Annotated in this window: 7 protein-coding genes (1 of these 7 only partly in view); 4 read left to right on the forward strand and 3 right to left on the reverse strand. The window is 63.0% G+C overall.

The window, feature by feature from the left end:
• Both ACK6BI_RS10330 and ACK6BI_RS10335 read right to left on the reverse strand, forming a co-directional pair.
• Positions 1–9651, reverse strand: partial view of a non-ribosomal peptide synthase/polyketide synthase gene (locus ACK6BI_RS10330; RefSeq protein WP_409317001.1) — the 5' portion only. The gene continues 2760 nt to the left of window position 1, outside the view; 9651 of the gene's 12411 nt are visible here — the first part of the coding sequence; the start codon lies at positions 9649–9651; its stop codon lies beyond the left edge, outside the window.
• Between the two features lie 174 nt (positions 9652–9825).
• A complete protein-coding gene (locus tag ACK6BI_RS10335) occupies positions 9826–10563 on the reverse strand; it encodes a thioesterase II family protein (RefSeq protein ID WP_409317002.1) in 738 nt (245 codons plus the stop codon).
• Positions 10564–10690: 127 nt separating this feature from the next.
• Here ACK6BI_RS10335 and ACK6BI_RS10340 point away from each other — a divergent pair, with 127 nt between their 5' ends.
• Entirely contained in the window at positions 10691–11824 is a 1134-nt protein-coding gene (locus ACK6BI_RS10340) for a cupin-like domain-containing protein (RefSeq protein WP_409317003.1), read from the forward strand.
• Between the two features lie 5 nt (positions 11825–11829).
• Here ACK6BI_RS10340 and ACK6BI_RS10345 read toward each other — a convergent pair whose 3' ends face one another.
• Positions 11830–13002, reverse strand: coding sequence for an MFS transporter (locus ACK6BI_RS10345; protein WP_260522886.1), 1173 nt, complete (start codon positions 13000–13002; stop codon positions 11830–11832).
• Positions 13003–13304: 302 nt separating this feature from the next.
• Here ACK6BI_RS10345 and ACK6BI_RS10350 point away from each other — a divergent pair, with 302 nt between their 5' ends.
• The 3 genes from ACK6BI_RS10350 to ACK6BI_RS10360 all read left to right on the forward strand — a co-directional run bounded on the left by ACK6BI_RS10350 (position 13305) and on the right by ACK6BI_RS10360 (position 17573).
• Positions 13305–14864 carry a family 2 encapsulin nanocompartment cargo protein terpene cyclase gene (locus ACK6BI_RS10350; protein WP_409317004.1) on the forward strand — a complete coding sequence of 520 codons (1560 nt, stop codon included), beginning with the start codon at positions 13305–13307 and terminating at the stop codon, positions 14862–14864.
• An 89-nt stretch (positions 14865–14953) separates the two neighbouring features.
• On the forward strand, positions 14954–15754 hold the full coding sequence (locus ACK6BI_RS10355; RefSeq protein ID WP_409317005.1) for a glucose 1-dehydrogenase: 801 nt from the start codon (positions 14954–14956) through the stop codon (positions 15752–15754).
• Complete coding sequence (locus tag ACK6BI_RS10360; RefSeq protein WP_409317006.1) at positions 15747–17573, forward strand: glycoside hydrolase family 15 protein; 1827 nt, start codon at positions 15747–15749, stop codon at positions 17571–17573. The genes ACK6BI_RS10355 and ACK6BI_RS10360 overlap by 8 nt, the downstream gene beginning before the upstream one ends.
• Positions 17574–17796 lie beyond the last annotated feature (223 nt).

Here is a 17796-nt window from a genome sequence, read left to right on the forward strand (position 1 = left end):
GACGCGCACCAGCACCAGCCGCAGCAACGGTGCGCGGGTCAGGTCCAGGCCTTGGGCACGTTCGTCATCGGCGAGTTTTTTCAGCGCGGCATCGAGATCGGCCTGGCCGCTCCAGTCAAGTACGCGGAACGGCACGTCGAGCTGACGCTGCACCACTTGCACCGGTTGCTCCAGATCACCCTGCCAGACGAATCCGGTACGCAGGATGTCATGGGCATCCACCACCGCTTGCCACGCGGCGCGGAAACGCTGCGGGTCGACGCCATCGACGTCCAGGCGCATCTGGTTGATGTAGTCGCCGTTGCCGTGTTCAAGCAGAGTGTGGAACAGCATGCCCTGCTGCATCGGTGACAGCGGGTAGATGTCGTCGATGGCCTGCGGTTGCGGCGCCAGCACGTCGAGCTGAGCCTGGGTCAGGGTCGCCAGCGGGAAGTCCGACGGGGTCACGCCACGGTTGGCGCGGTCACAGCAATGGGCGATCAGGGCGGTCAGTTCTTGCAGATAGTCGTCGGCCAGGCGCTGGATGGTCGCCGGCTCGAACATCTCGCGGCTGAAGGTCCAGCTCAGGTCCAGTTCGCCGTTGAACACCTTGCCGTCGAGGGCCAGCGGGCTGCCCAGCGGCCCCTGCATATTCACTTCTTCGCCACCGGACTCGCTGGTCGGCACGAACAGTGCGGCGTCGCCCGCCTCGAAACTGCCGTCGAACTGGCCCAGATAGTTGAAGGTCAGGCGCGGCGTCGGCAGCGCCTGCACAGTGGCCCGGGCGTGGTCGTCGCCCAGATGTGAAAGAGCGCCGAAGCCGATGCCTTTGTTCGGGATCGCCCGCAGTTGTTCCTTGATCTGCTTCAGCGAGGTGCCGAGGTCAGCGACCGGGGTCAGCTTTGCCGGGAACAGGCTGGTGAACCAGCCCACGGTGCGGGTCAGGTCGACGTGATCAAACAAGTCTTCGCGACCGTGCCCTTCCAGTTGCACCAGCACATGATCGTCGCCGGTCCAGCGCACCATCACCCGGGCCAATGCGGTCAGCAACAGGTCGTTGACCTGAGTACGGTAGGCCGCCGGGGCTTCCTGCAACAGCTGGCGGGTCAGTGTCTTGTCCAGAGGCGTGCGGATTGCCATGGCCTGGCAATGCTGCTGGCCACCCTGCGGGTTGTCGCACGGCAATGCATTCGATGTGCCTTGCAGTTGCTGTTGCCAATAGCCCAGCTCGGCTTGCAACGGCGCACTGCCGGCGTAGTCCTGCAAGGCTTCGGCCCAGGCTTTCACCGCACTGGTCCTGGCCGGCAGGTGTACGGCTGCGCCCGACTGGATCTGCCGGTAAGCGCTTTGCAGATCTTCGAACAGAATCCGCCACGACACGCCATCCACCACCAGGTGATGAACCACCAGCAGCAGACGCTGGCTGCCATCGGTCAGGTTCGCCAGCACCGCGCGGATCAGCGAACCGTCGCTCAGTTGCAGGCTGCGCTGGGCCTTGTCGCCGAGGGCTTCGAGGGCCGCCAGATCGGCGACGTCCACCTGCCACAGCACGGTTTCGCCTGCCTGGGTTTCGACATCGCGATACTGCGCCGTCCAGCCCCGGGCCTGCTCGACAAACGCCAGGCGCAAACTGTCGTGATGCGCCACCACCGCATCCAGCGCCTGCTCAAGAACAACCGCATCCAACGCTTGAGTAGTCTTGAGCATCACCGACTGGTTCCAGTGATGACGGTCAGGAATCGGCTGCGCGAAGAACCACTGATGAATCGGCAGCAATGCGGTTTCGCCGGTCACCGGTTGCTGATCGATCGGCTGCACCGGTTCGCCGGTCTGCACCACATTGGCCAGCGCCTGAATGGTCTGGTGCTGGAACAGGTCTTTCGGGGTGAAGCGCAACCCGGCCTGACGGGCACGGCTGACCACCTGGATCGAAATGATCGAATCGCCGCCCAGCTCGAAGAAGTTGTCGGTCAGACCGACGCGCTCCAGCTTCAGCACGTCCTGCCAGATCGTTGCCAGTTGCTGCTCCAGTGCGCTTTGCGGTGCCACGTAGGTTTGCTGCAACTGACTGACGTCGGGCTTCGGCAGGTTTTTGCGATCGAGTTTGCCGTTCGGCGTCAGCGGCATGCGCTCAAGGGTCAGCACGTAGGCCGGCACCATGTGCGCCGGCAATGTGGCCTTGAGTTGCGCCCGCAATTGCTCGGCGAAATCCGCCTGTTGCGAGTCGCCGACCACGTACGCCACCAGTCGTTTGCTGCCGGCGCTTTCCTGAGCCACCACCACCGCTTCGCGCACGCCATCGAGAGCTTGCAGACGGGCTTCGATCTCGCCCAGTTCGATACGGAAACCCCGGATCTTCACCTGATTGTCGATACGCTCCAGGTAATCGAAGGTGCCATCAGGGCGCTGGCGCACCAGGTCGCCGGTGCGATACAGCACACCACCGGTCGTGCTGAACGGATCCGCGACAAAGCGCTCGGCGGTCATCGCCGGACGGTTCAGATACCCCCGGGCCACGCCGCTGCCACCGAGGTACAGCTCGCCGGCCATGCCTTGGGGCAGCAGGTTCAGATCGGCGTCGAGCACGTAGGCGCTGCGGTCGCCGATGCGGCTGCCGATCGGCGCATACGCGGCACCGCACGGCACTTCGCGACCGGCCTTCCAGATCAGCGGTGTGACCACGGTTTCGGTCGGGCCGTAGCCGTTGATGATGTATTCCGGGTTCAGCGCACGTTTGACCCGTTCGAAACTGGCGCTCGGCACCGCATCGCCGCCGAAGCAGTAGATGCGCACCTGCGGCGGATTGCCCGTGCGCTCGGCGTGTTCGGCCAGCTGTTGCAGGTACACCGGCGGGAACGCGGCCACGGTCACGCCGTGTTGGATCATCGCGTTATAGGTCTGCTCCGGGGTCCACAGGCTGTCGTCGCGGATCAGCAGCGAGCCGCCGTGGGTCAGGCTGGTCAGCCAGCGCTCATGGGCGCCGTCGAAGGCGAACGACATGAAATGGAATTCGCAATCGCTGTCGCGCATTTCGTAGCGCTCGCCGATGGCCTGGCAGTGCATCGCCAGCGGCCTGTGGGTGACGCTGACACCTTTCGGATTGCCGGTGGAACCGGAGGTGTAGATGACGTAGGCCAGATTGTCCGGATCCAGCGTCACCACTGGCGCCTGTGCCGAATGGCCGCTGAGGTCGAGGCGATCGAGTTCCAGCACGCTCATGGCGTCGTCGAGCGGCAGTTGCGCCGACACACGGGAATCGGTCAGCAGCAGTGCCAGACCGCCATCCTGCATCAGGTACGCCAGACGCTCGCGCGGGTAGCTCGTATCCAGCGGCACATAGGCGCCGCCGGCCTTGAGCACCGCGAGCAAGGCAACGATCAGCCCTTCACCACGCGGCATCGCCACGCCGACCCGCACTTCGGCGCGCACGCCACGGGCCACCAGTTCATGGGCCAGGCGGTTGGCCCGGGCATCCAGTTCGCCGTAGCTGTAATGTTTGCCATCGAAAATGACCGCCGTGCGATCCGGTTGCTGCGCCGCCAGCCTGGCGTAGCGCTGGTGTACCGGGATATCGACCGGATACGCCTGTGGATGGTTTTGCGCCTGCTGCTGTGCCTGTTCGTCGGCAGTGGCCAAAGCGATTTCACCCAGACGACGTTCGGCGGACTCGGCAAATTGTTCCAGCAGGTGCAGCAGCTGTGCGCTCAGGCGCTCGACGGTGGCGACGCTGAAATGCGTCTGGTCGAAGCTCATGTGCAGCGCCAGGGTTTCGCCCAGCGTCACGCCGAGGGTCAGCGGATAGTGGGTCTGATCCTGGTTGGCCACTTCGCCGAATACCACGCCCTGGGCGGTGCCGTGTTGCAAGGCTTCGGAAATCGGGAAGTTCTCGAATACCAGCAGCGTGTCGAACAACGACTCGCCGCCCTGCCCGGCCCAGCGCTGGATGTTCGCCAGCGGTGTGTGCTCGAACTCGCGCAGCGACAGGTTCTGCGCCTGTACCGCCGCCAGCCATGCCGCCACGGTCTGATCGGGACGACTGCCGGCGATCACCGGCAAGGTGTTGATGAACAGGCCGACCTGCTGCTCGATGCCCACCAGTTCCGCCGGACGCCCGGCCACGGTGGTGCCGAACGCCACGCAGGCGCTGCCGGTGTAACGCTGCAACAGCAGCAGCCACGCGGCTTGCACCAGGGTGTTGACGGTGACTTTCTGTTCACGGACGAAGGCGTTCAATCGAGCGGTGCGCGGTGCATCGAGCTCGTAATGCTTGAGCCGGTGACCGACTTCGCTGCGCACCTCGCCACCGCCGGCAGCGGCCTGCGCCAGCATCGCAGGCTCGTGGAAATCCGCCAGTTGTTGCAGCCAGAACGCTTCGCTGACGGCGGCGTCCTGGCGTTGCAGCCACTGGATGTAATCCGCATAACGGCTGACCGGATGCGGCGGTTGCTGCCCGGCATAACGTTGCAGGACTTCGCCAAGCATCTGCGCGCTGCTCCAGCCGTCCATCAGAATGTGGTGGTTGGTGAAGATCAGGTGATGACGGTTGTCGTCGATGCGAATCAGGGTCACCCGCAGCAGCCCGGGCCGGGTCAGGTCGAAACCTTCGGCCAGATCGGCAGCGGTGAAATCCTTGAGGGCCTGAGCGATGTCACTGCGCTCGCGCCAGTCGAGCAGCGTGTACGGCAACGTCAGTTGGCGATGGATGATTTGCAGTTGTTCCTGCAATTGGCCCTGCCAGATGAAACCGCTGCGCAGGATGTCGTGGGCGTCCATGGTCGCTTGCCATGCCGCGCGGAAACGCTCGGGATCGAGGCCGTCGACATCGACGCACAACTGATTGATGTAGGTGCCGGTGCCCTGCTCGTACAAGGTGTGGAACAACATGCCCTGTTGCATCGGCGACAACGGATAGAGGTCTTCGATATGGGCGGCCGGCACCGGGATCGCGTCCAGTTGCGCCTGATCGATCTGCGCCAGCGGGAAGTCCGACGGCGTCACGCCCATCGAATCCGCCTCGCAGCAATGGCGGATCAACGCTTGCAGTTCACGCTCATAATCCTCGGCCAGCCCGGCGATGGTCGCCTCGTTGAATTGCTCGCGGCTGAAGGTCCAGCGCAGGTCGAGTTCGCCGTCATAGACCTGACCTTCGACGCCCAGCCAGTTATCCAGCGGCGCATCGAGGCTTTGCTCCAGCCCGGCGTTTTCACCGGCCGGGCTGAACAACGCGCCGTCCTCGGCATCGAAGCTGCCGTCGAACTGGCCCAGATAGTTGAAGGTGATGCGCGGCATCGCCAGCGCCTTGAGGCTGGTCTGGGTGGCGGCGTCACCGAGATGGCGCAGCACGCCGAAACCAATGCCCTTGTTCGGAATGGCGCGCAGTTGTTCCTTGATCTGCTTGATCGCCGCCGCAAAGGAATCTGCCGGTGTCAGGCGCACCGGGAACAGGCTGGTGAACCAGCCGACCGTGCGGGTCAGGTCGACATCGTCGAACAGGTCTTCGCGGCCGTGGCCCTCCAGCTGGATCAAGGTGTCGGCGTGGCCGGTCCAGCGGCTGATGACCCGCGCCAGCGCGGTCAGCAGCAGGTCGTTGACCTGCGTGCGATAAGCGGCCGGGGCCTGTTGCAGCAACTGCCGGGTGAAGGCCTTGTCGAGGCGACTGTGCAGCACGAGGGCATGACGGCTTTGCCGACTGCCTTGCGGGTTGTCGCAGGGCAGCTCGAGTGCGGCGCCGTCGAGTTGTCGTTGCCAGAAGCCCAGTTCAGCCCGCACGGTTTCGCTCCCGGCCCAGGCCTGCAGACGCTCGCCCCAGGCTTTGTAAGCGCTGGTTTTCGGCTGCAGCTTGATGACTGAACCTTGTGCGGCCTGTTGATAAGCCAGTTGCAGATCTTCCAGCAGAATCCGCCACGAAACACCGTCCACCACCAGGTGATGCACCGCCAGCAACAGGCGCTGGCTGCCATCGGCAACGGTCGCCAACACGGCGCGCAGCAACGGGCCGTCTTGCAGGTTCAGGCTTTGCTGGGCCTTGGCGTACAGCGCTTGCACATCGGCATCGGGGAGATTGTCGGCAGTCCACAACAGCTCCGGGTCGTGCGCCACCGCTGCCACCTCGGCACGCCAACCTTCGGCGTTTTCGACGAAACGCGACCGCAGGCCATCGTGATGGGCGACCAGCGCGTTCAGCGCTTGCAGCAGCGCCTCGGCATTCAGGGTCTGGTGGCTGCGCAACAACACCGCCTGGTTCCAGTGCTGGCGCTGGGGAATTTCATCCTCGAAGAACACCTGCTGGATCGGCAGCAACGGCAGCTCGCCGGTCACCGGGCCCTGATCGATGCTCACGTCGCCGCTGCCCTGCCGCGCCACGCTGGCCAGGCCTTGCACGGTCTGGTGCTGGAACAGGTCGCGGGGGCTGAAATGAATCCCGGCCTGACGCGAGCGGCTGACCACCTGAATCGAGATGATCGAGTCACCTCCCAGCTCGAAAAAGTTGTCGGTAAGGCCGACCTGTTCAAGCTTGAGCACGTCCTGCCAGATGTTGGCGATTGTCTGTTCCAGCTCGCTGCGCGGGGCGACGAACGCCTGCTGCATCTGGCTGGCGTCCGGCGCCGGCAAGGCCTTGCGGTCCAGTTTGCCGTTGGGGCTCAGGGGCAATCCGGCAAGGAACAGCAGCTGCGTCGGCACCATGTAGTCCGGCAGGCTGTCCTTGAGCTGCGCCTTGATCGCTTCCCGCGCCGCGCCCTGTTCATCGGCGTCTGCGGCGACCACAGACGCGTCTTTCGGCACCACATAAGCCACCAGTTGCAGGCTGCTGCCACCCTGCACCGCCAGCACCACGGCTTCGCTGACATCGTTCAGTTCCAGCAGGCGCGCTTCGACTTCGCCGAGTTCGATACGGAAGCCCCGGATCTTCACTTGATGGTCGACTCGACCGACGTATTCGATCTGGCCATGAGCGTTGTAACGCGCCAGGTCGCCGGTGCGGTACAGGCGTGCACCCGTGCTGGAAAACGGATCGGGAATGAAGCGTTCAGCGGTGAGGTCGGCACGCTGGAAATAACCACGCGCCAGCAACTCACCGCCGATCAGCAACTCGCCGACCACACCTACCGGGGTTGGCTGACCGTCGGCGTCCAGCAGATACGTATGACGACCCGGCAGCGGCTGACCGATCGGCATTGTCAGCGGCAACGGCTGGCGACCGAACACGTAGTCGCTGCAATCGAGGGTGGTCGCAGTGACGGTGGCTTCGGTCGGGCCGTAGGTGTTGAGCAGTCTGACGTGTTCGAGCCCGGCCTGACGCCAGGCTTGCACGCCTTCCGGCGGCATCGCTTCACCGCCGCTATGCACCTGGCGCAGCTTCGCGTAGTCACGGGGACCGGCGGCGGCGAATTCCTTGGCGATCATGTTCCAGTAAGCGGTGGTCAGGTCCATGACCGTGATGCCGTGCTCGACAATGTTCCGGTACAGGGTTTCGCTGTCCCACACCTCATTGCCGCGCAGCACTACCGAAGCGCCACAGGTCAGCGGGCCGAACAGTTGCTCGCCGAAGGCATCGAAGTTGAACGTCGCGAATTGCAGCGCGCAATCGGCGGCGCTCAGGCCGTAGTAATGCTGCGAGGCAAACGCGTGTCTGCTCAGGGCGCCGTGGCTGATGCCGACGCCTTTCGGGCGGCCGGTGGAGCCGGAGGTGAACATGACGTAGGCCAGGTTGTCGGCCCACACGGTGCGCTGCGGATTGCTTTCGTCAGTGTCGGCCCAGACGTCGGCCTGATCCAGGCACAGGCTCCGGACACCCTGCGGCACCGGCAAACGCTCGAGCAAATGGCTTTGAGTCAGCAGCAAGCGGCTGCCGCTGTCTTCGATCATGCCCAGCAGGCGATCACGCGGGTATTGCGGATCCAGCGGCACATAGGCACCACTGGCCTTGAGCACGGCGAGAATCGCGACGATCAGCTCCAGTCCGCGCTCCACCGCCACGCCCACCAGCACCTCCGGGCCGACGCCTTGTGCCAGCAGCGTGCGCGCCAGACGATTGGCCCTGGCGTTGAGCTGGCGGTAGGTCAGTCGCTGGCCATCGAACATCAGCGCGACGGCATCCGGTGTCTGTTCGGCCTGGGCTTCAAACAGTTGATGCACCGGGCGCTCACTCGGCCATTGTGCGTCGTGGCGACCCCAATCCTTGGTCAGTTGTGTGAGTTCGGTCGATTCCAACAGCGCGAAATCACCGACACGCTGCTGCGGATCGCTGGCGATGCTGCGCAGCAGGTTCGTCCAGTGGCGCGCCATGCGCTCGATGGTTGCAGGCTCGAACAGATCCGTGGCGTAGGTGAACGCCGCGTGCAGCTGCCCTCCCTTCTCGTAGGTGTCCAGGCTCAGGTCGAACTGGGTGCTGCGGCTTTCCCATTGGATAACGCCCAGCTCCAGACCGCTGCCGACCTTGAGCGTGGTGACATCGGCGACTTCCGGCTGGTGGTTGTACATCACCTGGAACAGCGGGTTGTAGCTCAGGCTGCGCTCAAGTTTCAGTGCCTCGACCAATCGTTCGAACGGCAGGTCCTGATGGGCCTGGGCGCCGAGGGCGGTTTCCTTGAGGTCACGCAGCAGATCGGCGAAGGCGGTCTGGCCGTCCAGTTGCACGCGCAGGACCTGAGTGTTGACGAAGAAGCCGATCAGCCCTTCGATTTCCCGGCGGTTGCGGTTGGCGATCGGCACGCCGACGCGCAGGTCGGTCTGCCCGGTGTAACGGTGCAGCAGAATATTGAAGGTGGCGAGCAACAGCATGAACAGCGTCACCCCGTGCTGACGGGCGATGCCGCGCAATTGCTCGACCAGCGCAGCGTCCACCACATTTTCCAGACGCCGGCCCTGATTGCGCGGCAGCACCGGGCGCGGGTGATCCACCGGCAACTCCAACACCGGATGTTCGTCGCCCATCTGCGCCAGCCAATAGTCGAGTTGACGCTGTTGCTCACCCGCTTCCAGCCAGCGGCGCTGCCACAGGGCGTAGTCGCTGTATTGCACCGCCAGCGGCGGCAGGTCGGCAGCGCGGCCCTGATCGTGGGCGTCGTAGAAGCGGCAGAACTCGTCGATCAACACGTTCATCGACCAGCCATCGGACACGATGTGGTGCAGGGTCAGCAGCAACACATGTTCCTGCTCGCCCAGCTGCAACAGGCGCACCCGCAGCAGCGGGCCGTTGGCCAGGTCGAACGGCAGCAGCGATTGTTCCTGCGCGGCGGCGGCCACGCGGGTTTCACGTTCGGCAGCAGGCAAATCGCTGAGGTCGATGCGCTGGATGTCCAGCGGCTGTTGCAGCGGCACTTGCAGCAGGCTGTCGTCGGGCTGCTGCCGGAACACCGTGCGCAGGGTTTCGTGTCGCTCGATCAGACTGGCGAAGGCTTGCTCCAGCGCGGTCTGGTTCAGGCGACCGGTCAGGCGCACCGCCGCCGGCAGGTTGTAGGCACCGCTTTGCGGATCGAGATGCCAGAGAAACCACATGCGCTGCTGCGCATAGGACAGCGCCTGCCGATCCTCGGCCTCGACCCCGGCCGGAATCGGAAACCTTGAAAAATCCACGCCTTCGCGTTGCAGGGCGGCGAGGAACATCTGGCGCTTTTCCAGCGGCAACCCGATAAACCGGCGAGCGAGTTTCAAGGAGTCATCAGCATTCATTTCTTGGGATCCGGATTCAGTAGGCAAGAAGCACAAAGGCACGTCGTCCCTATAAAACGAATGCAGACCGGAAAAATTAGCGATTGAGAAGAAGTGTCAGAGGGGAGGTAAAGCGAGGATTTCAGCGGTACTCAGAACCCTGTGGGAGCGAGCTCCCACAGGTCGCTTCAGCGATCAGGCGGTTGCAGCCATGGCATGGCGTCGGTGATGCACCTCAAGTTGATCCTTGATCACCTTCAGCACCCTGGCCTCATGTTCATGAATGAAGAAATGCCCGCCGGCCAGCATGTCCACCGAGAAGCTGCCCGAGGTTTCCTTGCTCCAGCCGATCAACTGTTCGGTGGTGGCCTTGTCGGCCTTGCCGCCCAGCACGTGCACCGGGCACTTGAGCAGCGGGCGCTGCAATGGCTGGAATCTGCCGCAGAGCAGAAAGTCCGCACGCAGGATCGGCAAGGTCAGGCTCATCAGTTCTTCGTTGGCCAGCACCTCTTCGCTGGTGCCGTTGAGCGTGCGCAACTGGTCGATCAGCTCGGCGTCAGTCTTGGGATCGGCGAAACCCCGGTCGTATTCGGCGCGCATGGTCGGTGCGGCGGTGCCCGAGGCGAACAGCGCCACAGGTTCCGGGCACCCCAGCGCCCGCAACGCGTGGGCGATTTCGCACGCCATCAAGGCGCCCAGACTGTGGCCGAACAAGGCATACGGAGCCTTGAGTGTCGGGCGCAACTCTTTGGCCAGCTGCATGGCCAGCACGCGCATGTCGGTGTGCAGCGGCTCATCGAACCTTGCGCCGCGCCCGGGCAGTTCCACCGGCTGCAGTTGCAGCCATTGCGGCAGTTTGGCCCGCCAGCGGCTGTAGACCATGGCACTGGCGCCGGAGTACGGCAGGCACAGCAGGGTCAGCTTGGTCACCACGTTTCCCTCGAAAAAGTCTCTTCAAAAGGGTACGGATCAACGACCGGGCAAATTAGTCGGCGACGGCTAAATTTGCCCCGCAAACCCTCGTTAACCGTTCAGACCAAAACAACAACGAGGATTCACCGTGGACCTGCAGAGCATTCTGGGCAAGCTGTTCGCCAACGCCGGAGCCGTCGGCATCGAAGGCGTTTTTCAATTCGTCTTTGGTCCGCAGCAGGCGTACTGGTCAGAGGTCAAGGCCAGCTCCCGCACCGAAGCCGGTCGACATCCGAGTCCGGACGTGACCATTGAAGTGGCGCCGAACGATTTTGCCGGGATCATGACCGGCACCGCCAACGTCGAAGAACTGTTCGCCAGCGGTCGGCTGAAAATCGGCGGCAACATGGGCCTGGCGACGATGCTGCCGCAGATCATCGACCACGCCCGTTACGGTGGTGCGCCGACGCAGAAAGTCGACATGAACAAGCGCTACCCGACACCGCCACGCCACAGTGAAGCCATCACCGCCGCACGGCCTGTGCAGACCGTCGTCGAACGCCGGCCGCGCAGTGAACTGTCGCGCCAGGCATTCGAAGAACACTACCTGCCTTACGGCACCCCGGTGGTCATCAGCCATGCCCTGCATGACTGGCCGCTGTTCCGGCTCAGCCGCGAAGAATCACTGGTGCATTTCGCCGAACTGCAAGGCATCACCCGCCATGGCGACTACGTGAAGAAAACCTTTTCCACCGAACGGGATTTTCGTTCCACCTCGATGGCCGATTTCATCGCTTCGCTGGACAGCCCGGCGGTCAAGGGCAAGGACGGCGAGCCGCCGGCGTACATGGGCAACAACATCCTGCCGAGCGCCTTGATGCAGCAGATTCAATACCCGCCCTACTTCGATGCGTCGCTGTTCATTGCGCCACGGATCTGGATCGGCCCCAAGGGCACGCTGACGCCGCTGCACCGCGATGACTCCGACAACCTGTTCGCCCAGGTCTGGGGCCAGAAGAAATTCACCCTCGCCGCGCCCCACCATCGCGAAGCGCTGGGCACCTGGTCCACCGCACCGGAGGGCGGTCTGGATGGCTGCGATTTCAACCCGGATGCGCCGGACTACGAGCGTTTTCCCGGCGCACGCGACGTGACTTTCCTGCGCGTGACCCTGGAGGCCGGGGATCTGCTGTTCCTGCCCGAAGGCTGGTTCCATCAGGTGGAGTCGGTGTCGACTTCACTGTCCGTCAACTTTTGGGTGAATTCCGGTCGGGGCTGGTAAGCGGCCTATTTGAGGTGACGAAAGCTCTGCACCGCAGAACCCAGCACCACCGCGCCGGCAACGATCGCCAGCCAGAATCCGCTGCGCGCACCGAAGGCATCCACCAGGGCCCCGGAGCCCGCAGCACCGATGGCCACGCCGATGCTCAGGCCGGTCACCAGCCAGGTCAGGCCTTCGGTGAGCTTGGCCGGCGGCACGATGCGTTCGATCAACGCCATCGCCACGATCAGCGTCGGCGAGAAGAACAGCCCCGCAATGAACACCGCGACGGCCAACCCGAAGATATTGGTGGCCAGCAACAGCGGCAGCGTGGTCACCGCCGTCGCCAGGCCGCCATAGAGAAACAGGCGCGGCAACGGCAGCTTCGAGCGCATCGCCCCGAACGCGATGCCCGCCAGACAGGAGCCGATGGCATACACCGACAAGACGATGCTCGCCGCGGCCGGTTGCCCCTGTTGCTGGGCGAACGCAACGCTGACCACGTCGACCACGCCGACGATCATGCCCATGGCAACCATCAACAGCAGCAGCCATTGCACGTCGGTGGAACGGATGATCGAACCCTGATGATGGGATTCATGAGGATGCACCGGCGGCTCTGTGCTGCGCTGGGCGACGAATGCCGTCACGCCGATGGCCAGCATCAACAATGCCGCCAGCGGTCCGGCCTCGGGAAACACCGCGACGCTCAACCCCACCGACAGCGGCGGTCCGACGATGAAGCAGACTTCGTCGAGTACCGACTCCAGCGCATAGGCCGTCTGCAATTGCGGCTGACCGCGATAGATTTCCGTCCAGCGCGCCCGCACCATCGCCGACATGCTCGGCATGCAACCGGCCAGCGCGGCGCAGATGAACAGCGTCCAGTTCGGTGCCTGCAAACGGGTGCACAGCAGCAACATCAGCAACGCCCCGCCACCGATCAGCGCTGCCACCGGCAGAATCCGCCCCTGACCGTAACGGTCCACCAGCCGCGACACCTGCGGCGCACAGAACGCCGTGGCCAGGGCAAAGGTCGCCGCCACCCCGCCCGCCAGCGCATAACCGCCAGCCAGTTGCGAGAGCATGGTGATCACACCGATACCGGTCATGGAAATCGGCATGCGCGCAATCATCCCGGCCATTACAAAGGCCCGGGCGCCGGGGGCGTTGAACAGTTCGCGGTAAGGGTTTGCCATCGGATACAGCCTCATCAGGGGCGGCCAACTTGCCACAAAGCCTGACGGGCGGGAAAGCGTGGAATTGTTGGTGGAATGTGAAACGGCAATTGACTCAGCGCCAACTCGTTTCCCTCGCTGAAAATCCGGCACAGAACCGCTCATCGCCCTGCCATCCTCCGGAATCACAACCGCCATCTGTCGTGACACCTGCCTGACCTGTCAGGTCTGACAGGTGTCATCACAGACGATCTGTCTTTTACTGTATGGACTCGAAAACGCCTCACACACGCTCGGACAAAAGACCGATAGCGAAGACAGCCATGAACCATGCGATGGACGAAATGTTGATTCTGGTTTCCCCCAAGGATCGTCGGACCGGCGTTGCACCCAAGACACAGGTCCACCTTCAAGGGCTACGCCATCGCGCTTTCTCGATTTTTGTCTTTAACGATCAGGGTCAGTTGCTGATGCAGCAGCGGGCATCAGGCAAATATCACTCCGGTGGACTATGGACCAACACCTGTTGCGGGCATCCCCGACCTGACGAACTGACCGTTACAGCTGCCAATTGTCGATTGCGCGAAGAAATGGGGATGACCTGCAAGCTTCACAAAGTCGCGACGATGCTTTACCACGAGCAGGTTTCCAATCAAATGTTCGAACATGAGTTCGACCACATATTGGCCGGGACAAGCCGGGCAGACCCGATGCCCGACCCCGTCGAAGCGCAGGATTGGGAATGGTCGACACTTGCCGAAATCGCTTCACGGATAGAGCGTACTCCGGACGATTTCACAGCCTGGTTTCGCCGGATGTTCGAGCAGTTCGGAGTCGAAGGTATAAGCCAATGGTTCATGACTGCTCGGCATTCGCCAGTGCTGCCATTCACATCGCAGCAGACTGCGGCCCGCGCGGCATCCCCATGGGCGGTGCCTGTACTGTATTGCCCTGCTCCGTTTCGGATCGATGAATCGCTGGCCGCCGCGGTGGATGATCGGCTGATGCCATGGATTGAACAGGTCGGGATTTTCTCGGGGCAACAGTCCAGGGTCCGGGCCATGGGTTTTGGCCGCTTCGCCATGCTCTGCCACACGGACACGGACGATCAGGATCGCCTGCTGCTTGCTGCTCAATGTTTCGCCGCTCTGTTCGCGGTGGATGATTATTACTGTGATGACGAGAGAACGGGGTCAGAGCCAAGACGGGTAGGTCCTCGCCTGTCCCTGTCATTGGCAGCACTGGAACCTGTGCATTTGAGCGAGCAGTATCGATACGGGCTGGAACAGGCACTGGTCAATGATCCGGTACTCGTCGCCCTTCGCGCTTACATACAACACGTCGAGAGCCTTGCCTCACCGGCGCAAGTGGCACGCGTACGTCACGAAATCATTGCCATGTTCGTCACCATGACCGCCGAAGCGGCCTGGCGTGTCGAACGCATCACGCCGGCTGTCTGGGAATATCTGGCCCAACGCCAGACCAACAGCTTTCTGCCATGCCTGTCGCTGATCGACATCATTGGGGGCTATGAGCTTCCGGCAAACATCTACAGCGACCCGGCAGTCAGGCGTGTCACGACGCTGGCCGCGAGTGCCACCATCATCGCCAATGACCTTTTCTCGGCTCTCAAGGAACAACAGGCCGGGATCGGTGATTTCAACCTGCCCTTGTTGCTGGTTCGCGATCAACGAATCTCGCCCGAGCAGGCCATGAAACAGAGTGCCGCGATTCACGACGAAATCATGCACATGTACGAGGCGGCCGAACTGGCCGTACTGCCGCATGCCTCACCACTGCTCAAACGCTTCCTGCATGGAATCAAGAGCTGGCTGGCCGGCAGTGTCGAGTGGCATCGCGCCAGTGGTCGCTATCAAGTCTGAAACTATCGATCTTTTCATGATTGCAGATGAACTCTCATCGCCACGGGTCAGTCAGCTAAATAAGCTCTCAACCCAAGGCGCGACCCTGCATGCAGATTTCCCTCGCCCACCAGGTGGCACTCGTCACCGGCGCCAGTTCCGGCATCGGCCACGGCGCCGCCAGGGCCCTGGCCGCCGCCGGTGCCGCCGTGGTCATCAACTACAACCGTCAGGCCGAACCCGCCGAAGCGCTGGCCCGGCAGATCGTCGCCGACGGGGGGCAGGCCATTGCCATTGGCGCCGATGTTTCTAAAGAAGAAGACGTTGAGCGACTGTTTCAACAGACCCTCGATGCCTTCGGCACGCTGGACATTCTGGTGGCCAATTCCGGTCTGCAAAAGGACGCGGCGGCGGTGGATCTGTCGTTGGCCGACTGGAACGAAGTCATCGGCGTCAACCTCACCGGTCAGTTCCTCTGCGCCCGCGCTGCGCTACGGATTTTCAATCGTCAGGGCGTGCGTGAAGGCGTATCCCGGGCCGCCGGCAAGATCATCCACATGAGTTCGGTGCACCAGCGCATTCCCTGGGCCGGGCACGTCAATTACGCAGCGTCCAAGGGCGGTGTCGATCAGTTGATGCAGACCCTGGCCCAGGAAGTCAGCCAGCAGCGGATCCGCGTCAACGGCATCGCGCCGGGGGCGATCCGCACGGCGATCAATAAAGACACCACCGAAGGCGACGCCGGGCAGGCCCTGCTCAAACTCATCCCTTACGGGCGTATCGGCGATGTCGAAGACGTGGCCAACGCGGTGGTCTTCCTCGCCTCAGACGCCTCCGACTACATCGTCGGCACCACCCTGTTCATCGACGGCGGCATGAGCCTCTATCCGGAGTTCCGTGGCAATGGCTGAACATCATTCCGAACGACAAAGCGCCATCGACGCCCACGGCATCATCGGCGACCTGCGCAGCGCGGCGCTGATCAATGACAAGGGCAGCGTGGATTTCTTCTGCTGGCCGGAGTTCGACAGCCCGTCGATCTTCTGTTCGCTGCTGGACACGCCCGATGCCGGAATCTTTCAACTGGCCCCGGACCTGCCAGACGCCCGCCGCGAACAGATTTACCTGCCGGACACCAACGTCCTGCAGACCCGCTGGCTGAGCGACCACGCCGTGGTGGAGATCACCGATCTGCTGCCCATCGGCGACAACGACGAGGCGTCGCCGCTGTTGATGCGCCGGGTGCGGGTGGTCAGCGGGCAGGCAACGTTCCACCTGCGTTGCGCCGTCCGGCATGACTATGCCCGCGCAGACACCCGCGCCGTCATCGACAAGAACGACGTGCTGTTCAGCGCCAGCGGCCAGCCGACACTGCGGCTGGCATCGGATCAAGGCTTGAACGTCGATCAGGAAGCAGCCGTCGCGCAGTTCACCCTGAAGCAGGATGAGACAGCTGCCTTCATGCTCGGTGCCAGCGACGACCCGCGCTTTGCCGAAGGCGCCGCCGAACTCTGTATCGAACGCACGCTGAAGTTCTGGCGCGACTGGATCGGTCAGTCCAACTATCGCGGTCGCTGGCGGGAAATGGTCAACCGTTCGGCCCTGGCCCTGAAGCTGCTGACCTCACGCCAGCACGGCGCAATCCTCGCCGCCGCCACTTTCGGCCTGCCGGAAACTCCCGGCGGCGAACGCAACTGGGACTATCGCTACACCTGGATCCGCGATGCGTCGTTCACTGTTTACGCCTTCATGCGCCTGGGTTTTATCGACGAAGCCAACGGCTACATGCGCTGGTTGCGCGGGCGGGTCAGCGATTGCAGCAATCAGCCGATGAAGCTGAACATCCTCTACGCCATCGACGGACGCCAGGAACTGCCGGAAACCGAACTCGCGCATTTGTCCGGACATGGCGGCGCAAAACCGGTGCGCATCGGCAATGGTGCCTACGATCAGATTCAACTGGATATCTTCGGCGAACTGATGGACGCCGTTTATCTGGTCAACAAATACGGTGACGCGATTTCTCACGAAGGCTGGAAACACGTAATGGAAGTCGTCGATCAGGTCTGTGAGACCTGGCAGACCAAGGACGTCGGCATCTGGGAAATGCGTGGCGAGCAACATCATTTCCTGCATTCGCGCCTGATGTGCTGGGTGGCAGTGGACAGGGCGATCCGGCTGGCGTCGAAACGCTCGCTGCCGGCACCTTTCGCCCGCTGGGACCAGACCCGCCAGGCCATTTATACCGATATCTGGAACAACTTCTGGAACGAAGAGCGCGGGCACTTCGTGCAGTACCAGGGTGGTACTGCGCTGGATGGCTCGATGTTGTTGATACCGCTGGTACGTTTTGTCAGCGCCAAGGATCCGAAATGGCTGGCGACACTGGCAGCTATCGAGAAGCATCTGGTGCGCGACGGCATGGTTTATCGCTACCGCAACGATGACACCGGCATCGACGGCCTGGCCGGCACCGAAGGCGCCTTCGCGGCGTGCTCGTTCTGGTACGTCGAATGCCTGGCCCGAGCCGGGCAAGTGGACAAGGCCCATCTGGAATTCGAACAACTGTTGCGCTACGCCAATCCGCTGGGGTTGTACGCGGAGGAGTTCGACAGCCGTGGCCGGCATCTGGGCAACACGCCACAGGCGCTGACGCATCTGGCACTGATCAGCGCGGCGTGTTTTCTCGATCGCAAGTTGAGTGGGACAAAGAGTGAATGGCAGCCGTAAAGCCATCAGATTCTGTAGGAAATACGCCCCGCACTCACTCTGATCGTGGCTAATCCCTACACGTAAATAAACAGAATCACAGCAGTCGTGGCGAGGGAGCTTGCTCCCGCCGGGTGGTGCAGCGGCCCCAAGCCCTGCCCCCCGCATTTCTCCTGAGAGACTGCACAGCCCGGCTTTGCGACGGCTGCGCAGCCGAACGGGAGCAAGCTCCCTCGCCACGACT

Source organism: Pseudomonas sp. KCJK9016 (assembly GCF_046231795.1).
In the GTDB taxonomy this organism is placed as follows: domain Bacteria; phylum Pseudomonadota; class Gammaproteobacteria; order Pseudomonadales; family Pseudomonadaceae; genus Aquipseudomonas; species Aquipseudomonas bananamidigenes.